This window comes from Bacillus sp. FJAT-14266, from assembly GCF_001719225.1.
Taxonomy (GTDB): domain Bacteria; phylum Bacillota; class Bacilli; order Bacillales; family Bacillaceae; genus Bacillus; species Bacillus subtilis.
In genome coordinates this window covers 2874608-2896032 of record NZ_CP017072.1, presented here as the reverse complement: position 1 = coordinate 2896032, position 21425 = coordinate 2874608, and the positions used below count along the sequence as shown (strand labels likewise).

Here is a 21425-nt window from a genome sequence, read left to right as displayed (position 1 = left end):
CGATGAAGCTGAAGACCAAGATTCATCTATACACTTCGCTATCACTGTTGATTTTATTAATTTTGGTTCATACCGCAGTATATCTCATTTTTTCGTCTGCGCTGACATCAAAGGATGCGGCCCGGCTTGCTGATGAGACGGATAACATTGCCGAAGCGCTGCGTGCCGCTGAAACAGAAGGAGTGGCTTTGCAGGATATGCTGCAGGCCTATCTTCCGGCAAATGGCATGGTGCGTGTAGTGAATGGTGATCAAAAAGCCGTTATGACGATCACAAAAGAAAAAGCCTATAAAGATTTTCCTCTCTCTTTTCATAGCGGAGAAACGGCAGATGTGAGGAAACATGACGGCAAGCTGTTTGCCGAGGCTGCTGTTCCGGTGATTTGGACCGATGGACAAGTGGTGTCTCTTCAGCTGGTTGAAAGGCTGGAGAACACAGAAGAGAGTCTGTTTCTGCTGAAAATCATCTTAATCGCTGCAAGTGCTGCTGTCTGCATTGCTTCTTTTTTTGCAGGCAGCTTGCTTGCCCGCCGTATCATCAATCCGATCAGACGATTAATGATCACAATGAAAGACATACAGCGAGACAAAGAATTTAAAACGATTTCTTTAGAAGGACAGTCCAATGATGAATTGTATCAAATGGGGCTGACATTTAATGAAATGGCAATGATGCTGAAGGAGCACTATGATAAACAGCAGCAATTTGTTCAAGATGCTTCACACGAATTGAAAACGCCGCTCACCATTATAGAAAGCTACAGCAGCCTGATGAAGCGGTGGGGGGCAAAAAAGCCGGAAGTGCTTGATGAGTCGATAGAAGCCATTCACTCAGAAGCGGTGCATATGAAAAAACTGACCAATCAGCTTTTGGCGCTGGCCAAAAGCCATCAAGGACTCGAGGTTGATCTGAAAACAATCGATCTGATTAAAGCGGCGCGCGCGGTTATGCAAACGCTCCAGTCCGTTTATCAGCGTGACATATTGCTTGAAACAGATAAAGAGAGCCTGCTTGTAAAGGCTGATGAAGAACGCATCAAGCAGCTGTTGACCATTTTGCTTGATAATGCAATAAAGTATAGTGAAAAGCCTATTGAGATGTCAGCCGGAACGAGGAATGGACGGCCATTTCTGTCAGTGAGGGATGAAGGCATCGGAATACCTGAGGAGCATATCCCGCATTTGTTCGAACGGTTCTACCGGGCAGATGAGGCACGAAACAGAAAAACAGGCGGAACGGGTTTAGGCCTTTCCATTGCCAAGCAAATCGCCGATGAGCATGGCATTGAGCTGTCTGTCAAAAGCAAGCCGGGACGAGGAACAGCTGTCACCATGCAATTCAGCGAACAGAATGGGGGAGGCCGATGACTAAAACAATAAAAACAGTATCTTTTGCCGCAGCAGCCATTTTAGTTGTCATCATCTGTACGTTTCTCATCATTCGGCAAACCCATGAGAACGTATTGTCAAAGGAGACTGTCGTAAAAAAAGTCGAATCTTCTTATGAAGGCAAGGTCACGAAAGCAACACAATCAAAGGATAAAAAAACATATGATATAACGCTTGAAAATCAAAAGGGAACTTACTTTGTAAAAGCAGACGCAATATCGGCTGACATTCTTTCAATGAATAGAGTAAAAGCAGTGAATCCATCTGCCATGACAGAAAAAGAAGCCGAGCATCTCGCGCTTGAGCGGGTGCCGGGAACGGTCAAAAAACAAACACGACAAAGTCGAGTTGCCACTTATACCATACAAAAAGAAGACGGGAAAACATACGAAGTGAAGGTAGACATGCAGGCAAAAACAGTCTTGTCTGCCGATCAAATCAGCAGCAAAGATCAACAAAAAACGCCGATTACGAAAAAAGAAGCCAAAACAATTGCTGAGCGAGAAACGGGAGGAACAGCGGATGACGCAGATCTCGAAGAAAGTGAGGGCACTCTCATCTTTGAAGTGGACGTTGATCTTCCTGATAATAAGGAAGCGACAGTGAAAATCAATGCCTACACAGGAAAGGTAGCTAACATTGTGTATGAAGACTGACGGTTTCTCATCAAATTCTCATCTTGCTCTCGTTTTCCTTTCATGTTGAGTGTGTAAACTGTACTCATACAAAACAAAGGAGGACTCACAAATGCTCAAGAAAAAATGGATGGTCGGTCTTTTAGCAGGGTGCCTAGCGGCCGGAGGATTCAGCTACAACGCGTTTGCCAAAGAAAACAATGAAAACAGACAGGCTTCTTCTAAGACGGATGCACTCACTGAACAAGAAGCAGAAGCAATTGCTAAAACAGTTGTTGATGGCACAGTAGAAGACATTGACAGAGACCTTTACAACGGCAAAGAAGTCTATGAAGTGGAGATTGAAAAAGAAGGTGAAGACTACGACGTTTATGTAGATATTCATACAAAACAAGCGCTTAATGACCCGTTAAAGGAGAAAGCAGAACAAGTCGCCATAACCAAAGAAGAAGCTGAAGAAATTGCTTTAAAGCAAACAGGTGGAACCGTAACAGAAAGTAAGCTTGACGAAGATGACGGTGCTTACATCTATGAAATGGAAATCCAAACGAAGCAAGGAACTGAGACAGAATTTGAAATTTCCGCAAAAGATGGACGCATTATCAAACAGGAGATAGATGACTAATCAAAACCCCCGCTGCAGCGGGGGTTTTTCATGATAAGAAACCTTCTTTTGGACAATCTAAGTAGAAAAGGAGGCGAAACGCATGGAAAAGAAAGAGGAGCAATACATCAATCAGGCTGAATATGTCCCTCATCCGACGAAGGAAGGAGAGTACGCCTTATTTCTTCATGAAACGTATCATTTGCTTTCTGAAGATGACGAGACACAAACAACAGAATAAGGGCTTAGGCCCTTGTTTTGTTCCGTAATTGTGATGTAAGCGCATTTATTACTTTTTTGAGTTGACACAGCTTGTTTTTTTCTGTAATCTCAGTGTGTCAATTCAATTAGGAACTTCGTTAGGTGAGGCTCCTGTATGGAGATACGCTGCTGCCCAAAAATGTCCAAAGACGCCAATGGGTCAACAGAAATCATCGACATAAGGTGATTTTTAATGCAGCTGGATGCTTGTCCTATGCCATACAGTGCTAAAGCTCTACGATTGAAGGCGCCCGCACGCTTTTTTTGCCGTGCTTCTTTCACCTTCAATCCCGAAGGCTTTTTTTATGCCTTTAAAACGAAACCAATCAAAGGAGGTGCGGAGTATGGATTCTCCCCATTCGAGTCAATCTGAAGAAGTACCCATATACTATGACAGCAAGACAATTGATTACACGATGAGGAGACGAACTGCCGCACCTTCTGGTGGGGCCGGCACGTCTCCGTAGAGGAGGTACGAGTCCCGATGGTTCAAAACATGACCTATGACGAACTCATTTTACGCATCATTATTTTACTGCGAGACGGGAAAATCAGGGATTTCAGAAATGTTATTGATGAGCTTCAGCCCTATGACATGGCATTTATTTTTAAAGAAATGCCGGAAAAACACCGTGCCCGCTATTTATCTTATTTAACTGTAGACGATATCACTGATATGATCGGGGAGCTGGAACGCGAATTTCAGCTTGTCGTCTTAAATAAAGTCGGAAAAACAAAAGCAACACTGGCGATGAATAAAATGGACAACGATGACCTCGCTCAATTGCTTGAAGAAATGGACGAAGAACTGAAGGAACAGCTTTTGTCCAGCATGGAAGCGTCAGAGTCAAAAGCTGTACAGCTCTTGATGAATTACCCGGCTGATTCAGCGGGACGCATGATGACAAACCGGTATGTGTGGATCCCTCAGCATTACACGGTAAAAGACGCGGTCGTCAAACTGAAAAGCTTCGCTGAAATAGCTGAATCGATCAACTACTTATATGTTATTAATGAAAGCAAACAGCTGGTTGGGGTTCTTTCCTACCGCGATTTGATTCTGGGTGAACCTGAAGAAAAGGTGCAGGATTTAATGTTTACCCGCGTCATATCAGCAGATGCTCTTCAGGACCAGGAAGAAGTTGCCCGCCTGATAGAACGTTACGATTTTTTGGCAATACCGGTTGTAGAAGAAAACAACGTGCTTGTCGGCATTGTGACGGTCGATGATATTATCGACGTCGTTATTCGGGAAGCTGATGAGGATTACGAAAAATTTGCCGCTTCCGGTAAAGACATCACCTTTGACACAAAAGCTTACGTGGCGGCATACCGGCGCCTGCCATGGCTGATTTTACTCTTGTTTATCGGACTGATTTCAGGAAGCATTATCAGCTATTTTGAAGATGCGCTGAAGCAGGTTGTCGCGCTTGCGTTTTTCATGCCGATGGTGTCAGGGATGACAGGAAATACGGGAACACAATCTCTCGCGGTTGTCATCAGAGGTTTGTCTAAAGAAGAAATGAACAAAAAAACGATTGTGCGCCTGATCTTCCGGGAGTTCAGAACAAGCATTTTTATCGGAGCGGTTTGTTCTGTGCTGATTGCGATTGTCTCCATCATATGGCAGGGGAATGCGCTTTTGGGATTTGTTGTCGCCTCTTCACTGTTCTTAACCTTAATCATCGGCACGATGTCAGGAACGATTATCCCTATTATTTTGCACAAACTGAAAGTAGACCCGGCGATTGCTTCTGGACCGCTGATTACAACGTTAAACGATATTTTATCTTTATTAATCTACTTTGGCATTGCCACTGCATTCATTCACTCATTATAAACGTAAAAAGTCCGTCTCAACTGCGAGCCGGACTTTTATTATTTAACGGTTTTTGTACCGAAAGTGAGCATTAAGCTGCCCCTCCAGCATTTTTTTCCGCACTTGCGGATCGTTTTTTAACATCTGTTCTTTTTTGCGCATATCCTTTAAAATCTCTGCCGTCTGTACGCCGTCTTCACGTTTATTGGCGATATCCATCAGCCGCTCTACATCAGCAAAGGAGTATTTTCTTGTCCCCCTTGAAGAACGCTGCGGGTAAATGAGCTTTCGTTCCTCATAATACCTGATCTGTCTTACGGACAATCCTGTCAATTCACTCACAATTCCGATTGAAATCACTTTTTTGTCTTTATAAGAATGATCTTCTGTGGTCATTTTTCCACCCCTGGATGTCTTTTGATAATAGTATATAAAAAACAAAGAGAAAAAACCTGACGCTTGTCATATTTTCTAACATCAAATAGAAGATTTTTGAAAAAATACGGAAGAAAAATTAACAAGAATAATGCGTAACACCCAAGCGCGTTTTATCCTTTATGTAACGAATCAAACGAGGAGGAAGGATAATCATGGAGGAAGAAAAAGCAGTCTCACTGGCAAAAGAAATTATAGAGTTGGATATCAAGCGTGATGAAATGCTGGAGACGTTTATGCAGCTTGCCGGAGAACAGGCTTTTCAATTATTAAGATCGGTTCAAAACGGACAATACCGAAAATCTTCGTAAACATAAATTCTTTACATTAGATTCATACCACGTTCATTTAAAAAGAGTATCTTTTGTATAGGATACCTCAAAATGAAGGAGGACGCTATGAGTAATTTATTGAAATCCGCTTTAGAAAAAGAACGACGCCATTATTCTGAAAAACTCTATCAGATAGGGGTTTATAATAAAGAGGTCATGAACAAAATGACGATTTCTGAGCTTCGGAAAGAATACGCTTATTTCTTTCGAAGCATTACAAATCATAAAAATTATCCTTATACAAGATAATGTATAAGGATTTTTTTGCTTTTAGAAGGAATTTCTCGAATTATAGCGAATACGTATAGTAAGGGACTGAACTCTTATTATATGTAAGGGTTTTCATTATTTTTTTATAAAAATCCTATATACGAGGTAGATATGATGAGATTATCGTTTAACGAAGAAGAAGTTGAGCGTGCGATGAATTTGTACAGAGTTTTTGCAAGGGCTTTCAAAAGTGTGTCCGAACATAGTATCCGTGATAGCAAAGAGCACGGTTTTAATCCCACTGAATTTGCTGTACTGGAACTCCTGTACACAAGAGGCCCGCAAAAATTACAGCAAATTGGGTCGAGACTTCTGCTTGTAAGCGGAAACGTCACATATGTTATTGACAAACTAGAAAGAAACGGGTTTTTAGTAAGGGAGCAGGACCCGAAAGATAAACGCTCTGTTTACGCACATTTAACTGACAAGGGAAATGAGTATTTGGATAAAATTTATCCGATTCATGCACTGCGTATTGCGAGAGCGTTTTCAGGTCTTTCGCCTGATGAACAGGACCAGCTGATCGTCCTGCTCAAGAAAGCAGGCATACACAGCCAGCATTTGCTGTTTCGTTAACTATTCTACACTCTCTATTTCAGGAGAGTGTTTTTTTGTTTCCATATGATTCTTTTTAAAACATCTTTAATCTTCCTATCAGACATTTCGCCAAGGTATCCATTGACGTGTTTTTTATACTCCTTCATCTGTTCGTTCGATTGAAAAAATGCCGCGATATACTCTTCTGCTTTCTGCATGTCCCAGTTTCTCATATCTGTGACGAGTTTCCTTTCATGTAGAAGGTTTAAATTCATTTCCTCCTGTCCCGGCAGTGCATGATAAATAAATACCGGAAGCCGTTTCTGTAAGCATTCACTGATGGTCACGCCTCCGGGTTTAGTCATGATGCCTGTCGCCTGTTCGTACAAACGGTTCATCTCTGCTTTGCTGTGAAGGTAAGGAATCGCCTCAATCAAGGGGTGGTGTAAACTTTTGACATAGGAGTAGAGCTTTTCGTTTCTGCCGCATAATATTTTGTATAAGATCTTTCCGCCTGGCGACAGTTCCTGCACCCATTTTAAAATCCCACCGACCCCCATACTGCCCCCTGTGATGATGATGGTATATGGCGGGTGGTGCTGCAAGGTATCTGCTGATTCCATTTCAAAATTTTGGTGAACTGGAATGCCGGTCAAGTATATGTTGTTCTGATCGATACCCTCTGATATTAGCTGCTTCTTTACTTCCGTGCTCGGAACAAAATGGTAATCAATGTTCTTCCGTCCCCATAATTGATTCACGAAAAAATCAGTGTATACATTCACAACCGTCAGATTCGGATATTCAGGCTTTAGTCGGTTCAGCAGATAAGAAGGCAGCGCATGTGTGCAGAAGGCGATATCAGGCTGTTTTTCTTGGAGGATGTGCCTCATTTGCTGTGTGAACAGCCATTCGTACATGAAATAGCGTTTGTCATGCTGAAATTCTCCGCAGGCGAGGAGCCTGTAAATGCCGCTGTACGTTTTCGGGAAATATTGAATCCATTTTAAATAAGCCACGGAGGACAATTTTTCTAACCGCCTATACGAATGTGAAAAGATATCAATCTTTTCAGCTGCCAGCCCTTGAGACTCTAATTCAGCCTGCAATGCATCAGCCACATGATGATGGCCGGTGGAAATGCTTAAAAAAGGAAAAATGAGAATGTTTTTCATGACAGTCCTCCTAAAAAAATATGGCAACTATATTTTGAGGAGAACGTTCACAAAATATAAGGGTGTTTTTGATCATAAGGAAGGTGAAAAGATGAAAACTTGTTTCCTTTCCATATGGAGAGTGGTTGATCCGATTTATTTCTTTTTTTCAAGGCTAAGCTTGATTGACAACGATCAAAAAAGCGTTTTTCGAGTCAGGCTGACGAAGTACAAAGGACATCATGTCGTGCTTAGCGACGGAACGCATATAAGAAAAAATGATGTGCTCGTTAAAATCCACCTGCATAACATAAAGCTGATCAGGGAGCTGCAAAGCATTGAGAGCGCGGTCAGAAAGGGAATCATTATTTATCAGAAAGTATATCAATCGATGCCGCTTCTTCTTGACTATATCAACAATCATAAAAAAAGCGAGAAAATCAAAGGAATCATTGGGATTACAATGCTTGACAAAGGTGTGGAAAGGCTCGGCTTTGATGTGATCACCCCGGTGAACCCTTTTTACAGATGCTTTAAAAAAGTGTCTCATGTGCCGATTTTATATTTGACTTCAAAGCCTGTGAGCTTGCGGCATTTACCGAATTCATCCTATTTGTTTATCTCAAAAGAAAAGCTGCAGAAAACCTATCAAAAAAAAGACTGATGCCTCGGTCAGCACAGTCTTTTTTGATTAAATCTGATGAAATGTCACTTCAGGGCGGCTTCCGACACGGATATTTACGCCGGTTTGTCCCAAGCCCTCGCTGATATAAAATGGTTTATCGTGATGATAATGAAGGCCTTTAATCATGTTCATTCGCACGAGCTTTCCCATTTTCACCAAATGATACGGTTTTGGCCAGTGAATTTGCCCGCCGTGAAAATGCCCTGACAGCAGGTAATCATAATGAACATCTTTCATATCCAGAATAATATTTGGGTCATGTGTTAAGACAAGATGATAGCCATTTTCCAGACTTTGATAAGAGCCGGTGATATTACTCCGATTCGTACTGTAATCATCAATGCCGATAATATTGACTGGTCCTGCAGCCGTCTCGATTCGAACATGTTCATTTTGCAGCGTGATACAGCCGTTTTCCTCTAAAACTCGCTTCAATCTCTGAAAGTCCTCTTCTTTCAATACATAATCGTGGTTACCGAACACCGCGTACATTCCATATGCAGGCTTTAGCTTTTGCAAGGCGTTCAAGTAACCTGCCAGTTTCGGAATATTACGTTTCCGATCAAGAAAATCCCCGGTAAGAGCAATGATGTCCACAGGCTGATCTTTTGTTAAATGATACAGCTCCTCAGGTGAGACTGAAATGTTTTCCAAGTGAAGATCAGATAAATGAAGGATATTTAATTTTTTTCTGGCTGGAAGGCCGTCTTTTTGGTCGATTGAAATGGTGTTGACTTTCACATCTTTTGTATTGCGGTTCGCTTTATATAGAAATGGCACAAATACGAGTATGGCCAATGAAAGTAAGATTGTAAACAAAATATATCCCCTCCCTTCTATCAGTATAGTAAGTGATCAAGCCCTATGGATAGCGGGAATTAATGGGTAGAGACAGGTTGAAAAACGGATTGTCATATGATGAATGATTTGGAAGGGAAAAGGGATAATAAATTTTGACACATGAGGCAGAACATGCCGACGGAGTCAGAATAACAAATGGATGTGTAAGCAATGTTACGATTGATGAGACAACAAAAAAAAGAAACATATTATCTCTGGATCGCATTATTTCTTCTTTTATTGTATGTATCCCCGCTTTTTATTTTAAAGGAAGATGCCCATATCCGGGTCCACGATAATTTAGATTCCAACATCGCTTGGTACAAGGTTCTGGCCGATAGCGGAGAAATCGTCGGCAAGGTTGACGCTGCCATTCCGCAAATCATTAACGGGCTGCCCCGGGATGCCTTTGGCACCGAGTGGAGCGGAATTGTTTGGCTCCATGCTTTCTTTTCTTCCATGACCGCCTATGCAATAAGCCAGACGGTTACAAGAGTTGTCGCTTTTTTTGGAATGTATGTGCTGCTGAAGAAACATATAATCCCGGAACCAAAAGCGGCTTTCATCCGAATTGGCGTATCGCTTGCATTTGCCTTAACACCTTTCTGGCCCTCGGGAATGCTGAGTACGCTTGGGTACCCTTTGGCACTGTGGGCTTTTTTAAATATCCGAAAAGGGGATATCTCATGGAGAGAGTGGCTGACGCTGGGCTTGCTCCCTCTATACTCAAGCTTTGTTCTAGGCTTCTTCTTTTTCCTGGCAGGGATGGCGTGTTTTTGGCTGTATGATGCCATTACAAAAAGAAGATGGAATTTGATGTTCTTAGGCAGTATTGCATTTATGACGAGTATCTATCTTTTCGTTGAATATCGGCTTGTCTATTCGATGCTGTTTGAGCACGCACCGATGCATCGTATCGAATTTATCTCATCTAGGCATGACGTTTGGCATTCTCTTCGACTATCCATAAAAAACTTTGTCTATGGCCATAATCATGTGATGACCGTTCATACCGTTGTCATCCTTCCGATCCTGATGGTCGTATTTGCTGCTCTGCTGTTCAAACGAAATCGGACAAAGCCAGAAAATGTTTATCTGTTTTTATGTGTGCTTAATTACGGGTTGTCATTATGGTATGCGTTTTGGTTCAACAAAATTTGGGCTGTTCCAAAGCAGAAATTTGCTTTTTTAGCAGAATTTAATTTTGCCCGTTTTCATTTTCTTCGGCCGCTTGTTATATACGTGAGCTTTGCGCTTGCTTTATATCTCATTTGGCGGATGGGGAAAGGATGGAAATGGCTTGTGTACGCCGCAGTCGCTGCACAGCTGATGGTGTTGGCGCCTTTTAATGAAGAATATACGTATGGTGTTCATTACAACGCGCCGACATTCAGGGAGTTTTATGCATCAGAGCAATTCAAAGAGATTAAGGAATATATCGGACGTCCGCAAGATTCGTATAGGGTGGCGAGCATCGGACTGCATCCGTCTATCGCCCAATATAACGGGTTTTATACGTTAGATACGTATAACAATCTGTATCCGCTCTCATATAAATATGAATTTAGAAAAATCATCGAAAAAGAGCTGGAAAAAAATTCTCGGCTGAAACAATACTTTGATGAATGGGGCAGCCGCTGCTACCTTTTTGTCGATGAACTCGGTAAACGATATGATTTCAAAAAGAACTCGAAGAAAACGATCAACAACCTTCAATTAAATACAGATGTATTTAAAAAAATGGGTGGACGGTACATTTTTTCTTCAGTTCCGATCATGAATGCTGAACAAAACCATCTCGCGCTCGTAAAGACGTTTGACCATAAAGATTCCGCCTGGCGCATTTATTTATATGAAACAAGATAAGGAGGATATCGATTGAAACAGTCACAGCCAGTATTAACCATCGTCGTCCCGTGTTTCAATGAAGAGGAAGTGTTTCAAGAAACAAGCCATCAGCTGACAGAGGTTGTAGATGATTTAATTGAAGAAAAATTAATTGCTGAAGACAGTAAAATTCTGTTTGTCGATGATGGCAGCAAAGACCGCACTTGGGCTTTGATTGCTATGGAGAGCATAAGAAACAAGAAGGTTACCGGCTTAAAATTAGCCTGCAATGTCGGCCACCAAAAAGCGCTTTTAGCCGGATTGCATAAAGCGAAGAATAGGTCAGACTGCGTCATTTCGATCGATGCTGATCTTCAGGACGACATCTCTGTGATCCGGGATTTTATGCTGAAATATCATGAGGGCTGCGAGATCGTTTACGGTGTACGCCGGAGCAGAAAAACCGATACCTTTTTCAAGCGCACGACCGCGTTAGGGTTTTATCGTCTCATGAATAAACTTGGGATTAAATTAATTTATAATCATGCTGATTTTCGTTTAATGAATAAAAGGTCCCTTGAAGAGCTTGAGCGTTATCCGGAAGCGAATCTGTTTTTAAGAGGTATTGTCCCCATGATCGGCTTTAAATCGGCCGAAGTTTTGTATGACCGCAAGGAACGCTTTGCCGGCAAAACGAAATATCCGCTGAAAAAGATGCTATCCTTCGCTTTTAACGGGATTACTTCATTCAGTGTCGCACCAATTCGATTCTTTACGCTTTTAGGGTTTGTTTTGTTTTTCCTCAGCGCTGTGGCAGGGATTGGCGCGTTTATTCAAAAGCTGCTCGGCCATACGAATGCAGGCTGGGCGTCTCTTATCATATCCATTTGGTTTTTGGGCGGGCTGCAATTGATGGGAATTGGAATCATCGGAGAGTATATTGGAACGATTTTTTCTGAAGTGAAAAGACGGCCGAAATACGCGATTGATATTGATTTGTATAATGAACAGCTGAGCCCGCTTCAGCGCCAGGAAAAAGAGCGGTTAGAAAAAAAGTACAGTTAAACACGGAAAGAGCTGACTTCATTAGTCAGCTCTTTTTCTTCAACTGATGCAATATAGCGCTAAGCGGTTCGTCTTGCGGGTTGCGGTAAAAATCAAAAAATGGGCAGCCCTGCTTCTTAATTCGATCGATGACCGTATCAATTGTAAACAGAGCGGGTGTTAAAGATGATTGCACCTCATGCCAGTAGAGCGGGGCTGCAACAGTCCCAAGCTCATTTCCTCTCGTTGAATAGGGACAGATAATCGTTTTTCCTTCTGCATGCTGCAAATAATCAAGATACAATTTGCAGTGTCTGTTTTTAATCAAGCGTTCAGTGGTAAAGAGCTCGGGAAATGCATTGGTGCAGTACTCTGCGATCAGCTGCGTAAATTGGCGTGTTTCTTCATACGTAAATGCCTCGGGAGACAAGGGAATATAAAGCTGGATGCCTTTGTTGCCGGACAGCTTCGGGTACGATGTGATGCCAAAGGAATCCAACAGCCGCTTCAGTTCATTTGCGGCCTGCACGGCCATAAGAAAGTCATCTCGCGAAGGCGGGTCTAAATCAATGACAATCTCAGCCGGACGCCTGCTTTTAATGGTTTGAAAAGGAACGTGAAACTCCAAAGCAAGCTGGTTGCAAAGCCATAGCAATGTAGACATATCCTCACAGACAATATGTTCATGGCTTCCATCATAGAAAGACTGAACAAAATCCGGCGCATAGTCCGGCTTGTTTTTTTGGAAAAATGATTCGCTCCTAGATCCATGCGGATAGCGGATGACGGTGACAGCCCGGTTTTTCAGAAATGGGAGCAGGTAGTCACTGACTTCAATCATATACTGAATAAAATCTTCTTTTGTTTTTTTATTCTTTTCAAATATGATTTTATCCAGGCTTGTGAACTGGAGCTTTGGGTGAACCGGTTTGGAGTGTCGTATGACTTGCGCATACGTGCATTCGGTCCAGTCCATTTGGAATTCGAAACCGATAAACGATACCTCTCTTAATGTGCCTTGGAGAATTGTTAAGTATTGAACAGCTGCACAAATCGAAGGTTCAAGCGTAAATTCGCCTGAGGGTGTTTGATGTCCGTGCTGTTCCATAATCTCGCGTATAGCGCTTTTTTCCTCATCACGCATTCCGTGCGAGACAGAGGCAATCGGTGTCATTATTCCGTTTTTTAACACCGATACCGTCAGAAACCCGTTGTTAGGGTTGAACCCTGTTATGCAAACATAAGCTTGTTTAAAGTTTTTATATTTGAGCCAATCGGACGACCGCTTCTTTTCAAGCCATTTGCTGTTTGTTTTCTTCGCTACAATTCCTTCTCCGTCATATTTTATTACCATCTCCCAGAGTTGATCAAAATGATCATAACAGGGAATGGATTGAATGGTTTCTTTTGCGTAAGGATCTGGAGATGCAGGAAGCTTTGCTGCGGATATGAGTTCACGCAGCGATTTTTTGCGGTCCAAATACGAAAGAAGCGTTACATCTTCTCCGCTTCGCTCTAACAAATCAAAGGCGAGAAAGCAGCACGGCCGCGCGTTTGCCGATTCCTGAATCTTGTCTGGCCTTTTCAAACGCCCCCGCACTTGAAGGTGTTCAAAATCTGCACGACAGGGATTCACCAAACATACGATTTCACCGTCAAGTGTCAGCGGAAGCTCTTTTTCTAGGTGCTGAAAGGCAGTTTTGGCGAATTGTGTGATTTCAGGGAAGGTGCTGCTGAGCTCCACACCATTTCTGCTGGTTAAGGTCACACCTGAAGAATGGATGCGGAGAATACAGCGGTACCCATCATATTTTACTTCGTAACGCCATTCTGCTCCGATTGGCGGTGACGAAGTTAAGACCGGCTGCATGGTAAACGCCATGCGCTATGATGTGCCGGAGGCTTTTTTTCTAGTTGTTTTTTGTTTTTTATCTCCGGCTCCTTTCGGTTCAGCGGCTTGTGCAGGTGCGGCAGCCGGTGTCTCCCGGTTCGGCCTTCTGGTTCTGTCGATGCTGGCTTGCAGAGCGCTTACCAGGTCAATGACATCTTCACGAGGTGGCGCTTTATCAGGAGTGACAGCCGTTTCTTTATTTTCTAGCTTGTCGTTGACTCTTTGCAGCAGCGCCTGTCGGTACGTGTCTTCATATTTCTCAGGCTCAAACTTAGCAGTCAGTTCATCTATTAATGTGATAGCAGTTTGCAGTTCCTTATCGTTTACATTCGATTGATCAGGTACACCTGGGACTTGAGCGGCGCTTCTGACCTCATCGGGATAATGGATAGACTCCATGACGATACAATTTTCATAAACGCGGAGAATCGCCAGCTGCTGCTTTGACCTGATTGTCATATTGGCGATACCGATCTTTCCGGTTGAGCGCAGCGCCTCACGCAGCAGGGTATAGGCCTTCGTCCCATTATCCCCGGGGCCGACAAAGTAGGAGCGGTTAAAATAAATCGGATCAATTTCCTGAAGCTGAACAAAGTCAACAATCTCAACTGCTTTCTCCTCATGCTCCTGTTTTAAGCTTTTTAAATCTTCGTCTGTCAGCACTACATATTTTCCTTTTACATATTCATATCCCTTCACAATTTCATCAGGACTAAGAGTTTTTTCGCAATTTGTGCAAACTTTCTCGTATTTGATTGGTGCGTGATCCTCTTTATGGAGGCTGCGCAGTTTAATATCTTTATCTTCTGTGGCCGCATATAGCTTGATGGGGATGTTTACTAATCCGAAGCTGATCGATCCCTTCCACATTGTATGCATATCGATAAACCCCTTTTTTTCTTTAGTGTGAAGAGAAGGAGTACGATTCATGTGTAGTAACTTATGGGTGAAAAAAAGCCGGCGCTGTTATTGCGACGGCTGTTCAATAATGAATTGTTCGAATTGTTCCGGAGGTATTGGCCTGCTGAAAAAGAAGCCCTGCAAATGGTCGCAGCCTTTTTCAAAAAGAAGCTGCTTTTGAGCTGCATTTTCCACACCTTCGGCAATCACCTGCAAAGACAGCTGATGTCCCATGGCAATAATAGCTCCGGTAATTTGCTCTGATTTAGGATGGGTCTGAATATCGTCAATAAATGATTTGTCAATCTTCAGCCTGTGAATCGGGAAGTCCTTCAAATAGCTAAGAGAGCTGTGACCAGTACCGAAATCGTCAATACTGATTCTGATTCCTAATTCTGTTAGGGATGACAAAACCTTTTTGGAGTGATCGAGATTGTCCATTGTCATGCTTTCCGTCACCTCCACTTCAAGAAGCTGCGGAGGAAGCTGGTACTTATTAAGCGTATCCTTGATGAGGGGAATCAGATCTTTAGATTGAAACTGTCTGGCGGAAATATTAATGGCGACAGAAAGATCATAGCCTTTGTCATGCCAAATCCTTGCCTGCTTGCATGCTTCATCTATAATCCACTTTCCGATATCAATAATAAGTCCCGTTTCTTCTGCAACACCGATGAATTCTCCGGGCGGACGCAGTTGCCCGTCTGGTGTCACAAGGCGTATCAGTGCTTCTGCTCCTGTCATTTTTTGTTTTTTCACACTGAATTGCGGCTGATAATGCAAGACAAATCTATCGTTTTCGATTGCTTCTCTGAGTACCATCTCTTGGTTAAGCTTAACGGTTTCTTTGTTGCCGATTGAAAAAGAATAGTATCTGTATTTGCTTTTGTTTCGTTCTTTAGCCGCATACATCGCCATATCAGCCTTTTTCATCAATTCAAGGCCATCCGTCCCGTCTTTTGGAGATATCGCAATCCCGATACTGACAGATGTGACAAGGGTGTGATCTTGAATTTTGAAAGGTTTTTTGAATTTTTGGATAATTTTTCTTGCTAAAACATCTGCTTCGCCTGTTCCTGTATTGGCGTCTGTTAATATAATAATAAATTCATCACCGCCAAGACGGGCGATAAATCCGTTATCAGGGACTACAGATGACAGGCGTTTAGCTGCAAACTGAAGCAATTGATCACCGACATTATGCCCTAATGCATCGTTAATCACTTTAAACCGGTTTAAGTCAAGAAAGAATACAACAGTGTTATAATGCAAGGAATGCTCGCGATTCAGCACCTTTGTTAGATGAGAGATGGCATGCCTTCTGTTAGGTAAGTCTGTAAGCGAATCATAATGAGCCATTCTATGGATTTCTTTTTCTGCTTTGTACTGCTTCGTCATGTCTTTACAAATGACATAAATGCTGTCTAGTTCCTGATTGACCTCAACAGGTATAAGCGTAATATTTAAGTGAAACTGGCCTTTTTCAGTGATAAGATCGCTATCGCTGTTCATCGCTTGTTTATCTTTTTTAACTTGCTCAAAAAGGCGCTTAATCTTCTGTGATGTGTAATTCCTCCAGTCATGCATGCTGAAGCCAAATTTGCTGATCATTTCCTCACCAGCGTGATTGGAAGATATTATGTCTCCTTCTAATGATAAAATAAAGATTGCATCAATATTGTGGACGATTAAAGACTGAAATCGCTGTTCGTTATCCTTTATGCGTTCGCTCTGTTTAATAAACTTTCGATCTGCATGGGAACTGAATAACAATAACGTTTGGATACAAAAAATAATTAAAGTAACAAAAATTGACCAATGAAACGTTTGCACCTCCATATGGCTTCCGGGCGGAGCCATGTCCTTATGGAAAGTTGCCGCAAGCATCCCTGTGTAGTGCATGCCCGAAATCCCAATACCCATTACAATTGAACTGACGACTTTATAGAATATAAGATGCTCAGAATGTTTTTTCACGGCCAAGTCAAAGAATATTTTTAACGAGACGAAAGAGGCTGCAATCGCAATGATAATTGAAACTGTAAATAAAATCGGTTCGTAAACAATCATTACCCGGGAAATGGCAGACATTCCGATATAGTGCATAGAAGCAATAGATGCGCCAAGCACAACTGATCCGGTAAGCAGTCTGTAATATGTAAGAATGTATCGGCTGACAAAATATAATGACACAAATGATCCCGAAACAGATGCGCCAATGGCTGCCATTAATGGCATGAATTCATATTCCATCGGCATTTCCATATGGACGGCCATCATCCCTACAAAATGCATTGACCAAATACCGAATCCCATAATAAGTGAGCCGCCGATCAGCCAAATTTTACTTTTTAATCCTGTATTGATGGTGACTTTCCTTGATAGTTCAAGGGAAATATACGAGGCGGTACAGGCAATTAGAATAGATAAACATATGAGCGTCGTATTATATGTAACGTGTATTTCCAAATGGAGATTCCCCCCGTATCGTGTGTTCCAGTCTTGTTGACTCTCTTTATTATCGGCTGCTTAACCGCAGAGTTTCAGCCTTCAAAACGATAGAAATACGAGGGAGATCTATTTTTAGTTCAACTGACCGTGAAAAATGTGTTAAAATCATCTTGACGTTTTCCGAAAAAACAAAAATGTATAATACATAAACATGAAACAAGGGAGTTGGTGGCTATCGAAGAGCTGGTTATGTCATGGATAGAAGCATTTAAAAGCTTATCTTATTTTGGAATATTTCTAGCGCTCAGTATTGAGTTTATCCCGGCCGAAGTCGTCTTGCCGCTTGCGGGCTATTGGGTATCTAAAGGCGATATGACACTTGCCGGCGTTGTTTTGGCAGGATCGCTTGGAGGAGTGGCCGGTCCGCTTACGCTGTATTGGATAGGCCGGTACGGAGGAAGGCCGTTTCTTGAACGTTTTGGGAAGTATCTCTTTATTAAACCTGAAGCGCTTGATAAGTCAGATAAATTTTTCAAAAAACATGGTGGCTTTGTCGCGTTCAGCGGCCGTTTCTTGCCTGGCATCAGGACATTGATTTCCATACCGTGCGGAATTGCAAAAATGAATGTTTGGGTGTTTTCGCTTTATACATTCATTGCTATGCTTCCGATTACATTTGTATATGTTTATCTCGGTGTGAAGCTCGGTGAAAATTGGAAGGAAGTCGGCTCTATTCTTGATCAATATATGCTTCCGATCGGGATAGCCATTTTGGCGCTTTTCCTGCTCTACTTACTGATGAAAAAGAGGAAGAAACGCACGCACTCCGAACAATTATCTGTATTTTTGAAAAATAAACGTTGACAAATCATTGCGCTGCGCATATCATTGACGTATAAAATCATATTTCTTGAAATCCCAAAGGGGAGTAGCGTCCGGAATGTATTCCGGAAACAAAGTCGTCATTTCATGGATTGTATCCATCGGCTTTGTTGGCATGCCTGAATTCATGTCTAGCAAGACCTTTGCCTTATGTCGGCAAAGGTCTTTTTTGCATGGTCCGGCCGGCATAAGATCGGATGAAGAGAAAGAAAACAACTTTTTTGGGAGGGTATCATTTATGGATGCAGCATTATTATTAGAGTATGGTTGGGTTCTTCTCGTCTTGATCGGGCTGGAAGGGATTTTAGCCGCCGATAACGCGCTGGTTATGGCGGTAATGGTAAAACATTTGCCGGAGGAAAAAAGAAAAAAAGCGTTATTTTATGGATTGGCAGGGGCTTTTGTTCTGCGATTTGGCTCTTTATTTGCAATTTCTTTCTTGGTCAACGTATGGCAGGTTCAAGCGATTGGCGCGATCTATTTGCTGTATATCTCAGCAAGCCACTTATTGAAAAGATATGTATTTAAGAAAGAAGACACACATAAAGAGACGAAGCAAAGCGGTTTTTGGCCGACTGTTTTAAAAGTTGAGCTGGCAGATATCGCGTTTGCTGTTGATTCCATCTTAGCAGCAGTAGCGCTGGCGGTTACACTTCCTGGGACATCACTCCCGAAGATCGGCGGACTTGACGGAGGACAATTTCTCGTCATTTTGGCCGGCGGTATCATCGGACTGGTGATCATGCGGTTTGCGGCTTCCATGTTTGTGAAGTTATTAAAGGAACGTCCAAGCCTAGAAACAGCAGCCTTTGTGATTGTCGGCTGGGTCGGAGTGAAGCTTGCTTTATATACGCTTGCCCATCGCGACATAGCGGTTGTTTCTGAGCACTTTATTCATTCTGGAACATGGAAGCTAATATTCTGGGGTGTCTTAGCAGCAATCGCGGTTTGCGGCTGGTTTATGTCAGGTGGGAAAAAACAGCCGGAGGGCGCACAAAACGAACAAAGAAACAGCACCCGTGAACGGGCGTAATCTGAAAGACTCTGCTTAAAAGCAGAGTCTTTTTGTGTTTGAAGCGTTTTCATAAGCGAAATAAAATAACATTTTTATAACATCTTTGTTACAAAAAACACGCATAAAACCCCCTTAATTCTATAGAAAGGCACGAAATCATGTATAGGACGTCAGAATGGTTTGTCATAATTGAGACATTGGAAATCAATATTTCTTTTTCTCCTTTGCGAATCCCTATCAAATTAGCTATCATTAATGAGTAGTTATAGGGAGGAACTGAGGTGAAACCAGTGCTTAGCCTTTTGTTTAAATTGGGAAAAAAGAAGCAAACACTTGAAAAAGCTGTTGAGAGTATACAAAAAGGCAATAAAGATCTGCAAAATGAATTAATACAGCAATATAAGCCATTTATCGCAAAGACGGTTTCATCCGTTTGTAAACGATATATAGATGAAAAAGACGATGAGTTCAGTATTGGACTGATCGCGTTTAATGAAGCTATAGAAAAATATTCACCTGAAAAAGGAAATTCTCTGCTCGCATTTGCTGAGCTTATTATAAAAAGAAAAGTCATTGATTACATTAGAAAAGAAGCCAGAAGCGCACAAAATATAAATATCGATTTACAGGAAGGAGACGATCAGGAGTCATCACAAAGCCTGATTGAAGCCGAGCTTTCCATTGATGAATACCGCCGTCAGATTGAACAGGAGCAGAGGCGGGAGGAAATCCTCTATTTTCAAAAGCAGCTCAAGGATTATGGTTTATCGTTTAAAGAACTGCTTGAAAATTCTCCAAAGCACACGGATGCAAGGCAAAACGCCATAAAGGTGGCAATGACGCTTGTTGAACATGAAGAATTGGCCGCTATCCTGTATACAAAGAAGCAGCTTCCGGTCAAACAGCTTGAACAGCTTGTCTCTGTAAGCCGAAAAACGATTGAGAGAAACAGAAAATATATTATTGCGATGTGTATTATCATTACGGGTGATTATATTTATTTAAAAGATTATCTTAAAGGGGTGCTGCACTCATGAGAAGAGGGATTATAGTAGAGAAAAATAAAAAATTCGTCACGTTGCTGACCCCTGACGGACAATTTTTAAAAGCCAAAAATGATCGACACAGCTATGAAATCGGAGAAGAAATCATGCTTCCGAGTGAAACACGCATGGGCAGAAGGGCCAGCTTTTTTGATTTTTTTAAACTGCGCCCTTTCAAAATGGGGATTTTTACGATGACTGCTATTATGCTCTTTATTTTTATAGTTCTCCCCGTTTTTTCTAATAATAAGGCCTATGCGTATATGACAATCGATATCAATCCAAGCGTCGAAATGGCGTTAAACAGCGATTATGAAGTGATTGAACTGACGCCTCTAAACGATGAGGGACAGAAAGTCGTGAATGATATAGATGATTGGGAGAAGACTGATTTTAAAAAGGTGATTGACGATATTATAACCGACTGCAGTGAACACGGGTATGTAAAAAAATCGAAAGAAATATTGATTTCCACTGTTTATGAAAACACAGAAGACAATACATATAAAAAGGCTGTGAAAAAACAGCTGAATGATGTGACTGAAAAATATAAAACGACATACCGCATGGAATCTCTCGAGTCAGATATGCAAACGAGGGAAAAAGCGAAGAAAGAAGGCGTCTCAACAGGCAGCTACATCAAATCAAATGAAAAGAATGACAATAAAGATTTAAAAGATGACTCCAGCAAACCATCCGGGGAAGAGGATCAAAAGAGTGATGAAAATGAGGATGAAAACACCGATCAAACTGACACCCAGGACAGCAAGCAAGGAGATAATGAACAGCTGAATGATGCGGATTCCGGAGACCAGAAAGAAGAGAAAGCGGATGACCAGATTGATGATAGTGACAAAGATAAAAAAATAAAGGAATCAGATGAAAACACAAATACCGAAAAAGATGGGGACCATGAGCAAACCCCAATACAAGATCCTCAAGATAAAGGAAATGAAAATAACGGCGCTGACAAGGGCCAAAGCCAATATCACAGGGACTGGAACAATGGTGAACAAGGCAAGAACCGTTCTTCGTCCAGAAGGGATAACGCTTCAGACCGACGTAATCCAAACGGCTACAGCAGTGATAATAATTCAGCTAAAAATGAAGATTCGCCGAGTGCCCCCGGCGAATAAAGACCTGAATTTATTTAGTTGTGCCATTTAATTGTGATTGTGCTTGCTGTACCAGCCGCTTTGTCATTTCTCCGCCTACAGAGCCGTTAGCGCGTGCGACTGTATCAGAACCAAGGTTCACACCGAATTCTTGAGCCACTTCGAGTTTAAATTGGTCTAGTGCCTGCTCCACCCCTGGAACAACGAGTTTATTTCTGCTCGCCATCTTTTTCATCTCCTTTTTCGATAAAGAAATTCTTAACGCGTATTTAGTTTGAAATATACGGGGTTTATTTA

Annotated in this window: 23 protein-coding genes and 2 riboswitches; of the genes, 16 read left to right on the top strand and 7 right to left on the bottom strand. The window is 42.0% G+C overall.

From position 1 onward, the window contains the following. Positions 1–2 precede the first annotated feature (2 nt). From ykoH to mgtE, 6 genes are all read left to right on the top strand, one after another. Positions 3–1367 carry a two-component system sensor histidine kinase YkoH gene (gene ykoH / locus BGM23_RS14900; protein ID WP_029727025.1) on the top strand — a complete coding sequence of 455 codons (1365 nt, stop codon included), beginning with the start codon at positions 3–5 and terminating at the stop codon, positions 1365–1367. Continuing rightward, entirely contained in the window at positions 1364–2044 is a 681-nt protein-coding gene (locus tag BGM23_RS14895; protein ID WP_017695084.1) for a PepSY domain-containing protein, read from the top strand. Before ykoH ends, BGM23_RS14895 begins: the two co-directional genes overlap by 4 nt. Positions 2045–2135: 91 nt before the next feature. After that, positions 2136–2648 (top strand): PepSY domain-containing protein, encoded by a 513-nt coding sequence (locus BGM23_RS14890; RefSeq protein WP_014479606.1) that lies wholly within the window; start codon positions 2136–2138, stop codon positions 2646–2648. Between the two features lie 82 nt (positions 2649–2730). Beyond that, on the top strand, positions 2731–2868 hold the full coding sequence (locus BGM23_RS14885) for a transcriptional regulator SplA domain-containing protein (protein ID WP_003218541.1): 138 nt from the start codon (positions 2731–2733) through the stop codon (positions 2866–2868). A 107-nt stretch (positions 2869–2975) separates the two neighbouring features. Next, a riboswitch (M-box (ykoK) riboswitch) is annotated at positions 2976–3141 on the top strand. 91 nt (positions 3142–3232) lie between these two features. Then, complete coding sequence (locus tag BGM23_RS22310; protein WP_032679111.1) at positions 3233–3355, top strand: hypothetical protein; 123 nt, start codon at positions 3233–3235, stop codon at positions 3353–3355. A 17-nt stretch (positions 3356–3372) separates the two neighbouring features. Continuing rightward, on the top strand, positions 3373–4728 hold the full coding sequence (mgtE, locus tag BGM23_RS14870) for a magnesium transporter (RefSeq protein ID WP_029726982.1): 1356 nt from the start codon (positions 3373–3375) through the stop codon (positions 4726–4728). 42 nt (positions 4729–4770) lie between these two features. Here mgtE and tnrA read toward each other — a convergent pair whose 3' ends face one another. After that, positions 4771–5103: a MerR family transcriptional regulator gene (gene tnrA / locus BGM23_RS14865; protein ID WP_003232541.1), complete on the bottom strand. Its 333-nt coding sequence runs from the start codon at positions 5101–5103 to the stop codon at positions 4771–4773. Positions 5104–5297: 194 nt separating this feature from the next. Between tnrA and BGM23_RS14860 the strand changes: the two genes are divergently transcribed. From BGM23_RS14860 to BGM23_RS14850, 3 genes are all read left to right on the top strand, one after another. Then, positions 5298–5453 (top strand): hypothetical protein, encoded by a 156-nt coding sequence (locus tag BGM23_RS14860; protein ID WP_003232538.1) that lies wholly within the window; start codon positions 5298–5300, stop codon positions 5451–5453. Between the two features lie 87 nt (positions 5454–5540). Then, on the top strand, positions 5541–5723 hold the full coding sequence (gene ykoL, locus BGM23_RS14855; protein ID WP_003245766.1) for a stress response protein YkoL: 183 nt from the start codon (positions 5541–5543) through the stop codon (positions 5721–5723). 132 nt (positions 5724–5855) lie between these two features. Next, positions 5856–6320 (top strand): MarR family winged helix-turn-helix transcriptional regulator, encoded by a 465-nt coding sequence (locus BGM23_RS14850; protein ID WP_003232536.1) that lies wholly within the window; start codon positions 5856–5858, stop codon positions 6318–6320. A gap of 14 nt (positions 6321–6334) precedes the next feature. On the opposite strand, the gene BGM23_RS14845 is transcribed toward BGM23_RS14850, so the two are convergent. Then, positions 6335–7456, bottom strand: a complete 1122-nt coding sequence (locus BGM23_RS14845; RefSeq protein WP_003245161.1) for an MGDG synthase family glycosyltransferase — start codon at positions 7454–7456, stop codon at positions 6335–6337. Between the two features lie 91 nt (positions 7457–7547). Between BGM23_RS14845 and BGM23_RS14840 the strand changes: the two genes are divergently transcribed. Further along, positions 7548–8099, top strand: coding sequence for a YkoP family protein (locus BGM23_RS14840; RefSeq protein WP_003245777.1), 552 nt, complete (start codon positions 7548–7550; stop codon positions 8097–8099). A gap of 27 nt (positions 8100–8126) precedes the next feature. Here BGM23_RS14840 and BGM23_RS14835 read toward each other — a convergent pair whose 3' ends face one another. Further along, the gene (locus tag BGM23_RS14835; protein WP_003245342.1) at positions 8127–8939 is read right to left on the bottom strand and encodes a metallophosphoesterase; all 813 of its coding nucleotides are present in this window, start codon (positions 8937–8939) and stop codon (positions 8127–8129) included. 192 nt (positions 8940–9131) lie between these two features. On the opposite strand from BGM23_RS14835, the gene BGM23_RS14830 reads away from it, so the two are divergent. Both BGM23_RS14830 and BGM23_RS14825 read left to right on the top strand, forming a co-directional pair. Beyond that, positions 9132–10826, top strand: coding sequence for a DUF6044 family protein (locus BGM23_RS14830; RefSeq protein WP_003245165.1), 1695 nt, complete (start codon positions 9132–9134; stop codon positions 10824–10826). A 12-nt stretch (positions 10827–10838) separates the two neighbouring features. Continuing rightward, a complete protein-coding gene (locus BGM23_RS14825) occupies positions 10839–11852 on the top strand; it encodes a glycosyltransferase family 2 protein (RefSeq protein WP_003245533.1) in 1014 nt (337 codons plus the stop codon). Positions 11853–11877: 25 nt separating this feature from the next. Here the strand turns inward: BGM23_RS14825 and BGM23_RS14820 are convergent, their stop codons facing one another. From BGM23_RS14820 to BGM23_RS14810, 3 genes are all read right to left on the bottom strand, one after another. Next, positions 11878–13713, bottom strand: coding sequence for a DNA ligase D (locus BGM23_RS14820; protein ID WP_010886495.1), 1836 nt, complete (start codon positions 13711–13713; stop codon positions 11878–11880). A gap of 3 nt (positions 13714–13716) precedes the next feature. Continuing rightward, the gene (gene ku, locus BGM23_RS14815; protein WP_003245346.1) at positions 13717–14601 is read right to left on the bottom strand and encodes a non-homologous end joining protein Ku; all 885 of its coding nucleotides are present in this window, start codon (positions 14599–14601) and stop codon (positions 13717–13719) included. Positions 14602–14688: 87 nt separating this feature from the next. Beyond that, a complete protein-coding gene (locus BGM23_RS14810) occupies positions 14689–17091 on the bottom strand; it encodes an EAL domain-containing protein (RefSeq protein WP_029726983.1) in 2403 nt (800 codons plus the stop codon). 180 nt (positions 17092–17271) lie between these two features. On the opposite strand from BGM23_RS14810, the gene BGM23_RS14805 reads away from it, so the two are divergent. The 4 genes from BGM23_RS14805 to rsgI all read left to right on the top strand — a co-directional run bounded on the left by BGM23_RS14805 (position 17272) and on the right by rsgI (position 21149). Further along, positions 17272–17937: a DedA family protein gene (locus BGM23_RS14805; RefSeq protein WP_029726984.1), complete on the top strand. Its 666-nt coding sequence runs from the start codon at positions 17272–17274 to the stop codon at positions 17935–17937. A gap of 47 nt (positions 17938–17984) precedes the next feature. Further along, a riboswitch (yybP-ykoY riboswitch) is annotated at positions 17985–18088 on the top strand. A gap of 105 nt (positions 18089–18193) precedes the next feature. Beyond that, the gene (locus tag BGM23_RS14800; protein ID WP_032679119.1) at positions 18194–18988 is read left to right on the top strand and encodes a TerC family protein; all 795 of its coding nucleotides are present in this window, start codon (positions 18194–18196) and stop codon (positions 18986–18988) included. 263 nt (positions 18989–19251) lie between these two features. Then, positions 19252–20007 (top strand): RNA polymerase sigma factor SigI, encoded by a 756-nt coding sequence (sigI, locus tag BGM23_RS14795; RefSeq protein WP_003245855.1) that lies wholly within the window; start codon positions 19252–19254, stop codon positions 20005–20007. Beyond that, positions 20004–21149, top strand: a complete 1146-nt coding sequence (gene rsgI, locus BGM23_RS14790) for an anti-sigma-I factor RsgI (protein ID WP_029726985.1) — start codon at positions 20004–20006, stop codon at positions 21147–21149. Before sigI ends, rsgI begins: the two co-directional genes overlap by 4 nt. Positions 21150–21159: 10 nt before the next feature. On the opposite strand, the gene sspD is transcribed toward rsgI, so the two are convergent. Continuing rightward, the gene (sspD, locus tag BGM23_RS14785) at positions 21160–21354 is read right to left on the bottom strand and encodes an acid-soluble spore protein SspD (protein WP_003218568.1); all 195 of its coding nucleotides are present in this window, start codon (positions 21352–21354) and stop codon (positions 21160–21162) included. Positions 21355–21425: the final 71 nt, after the last annotated feature.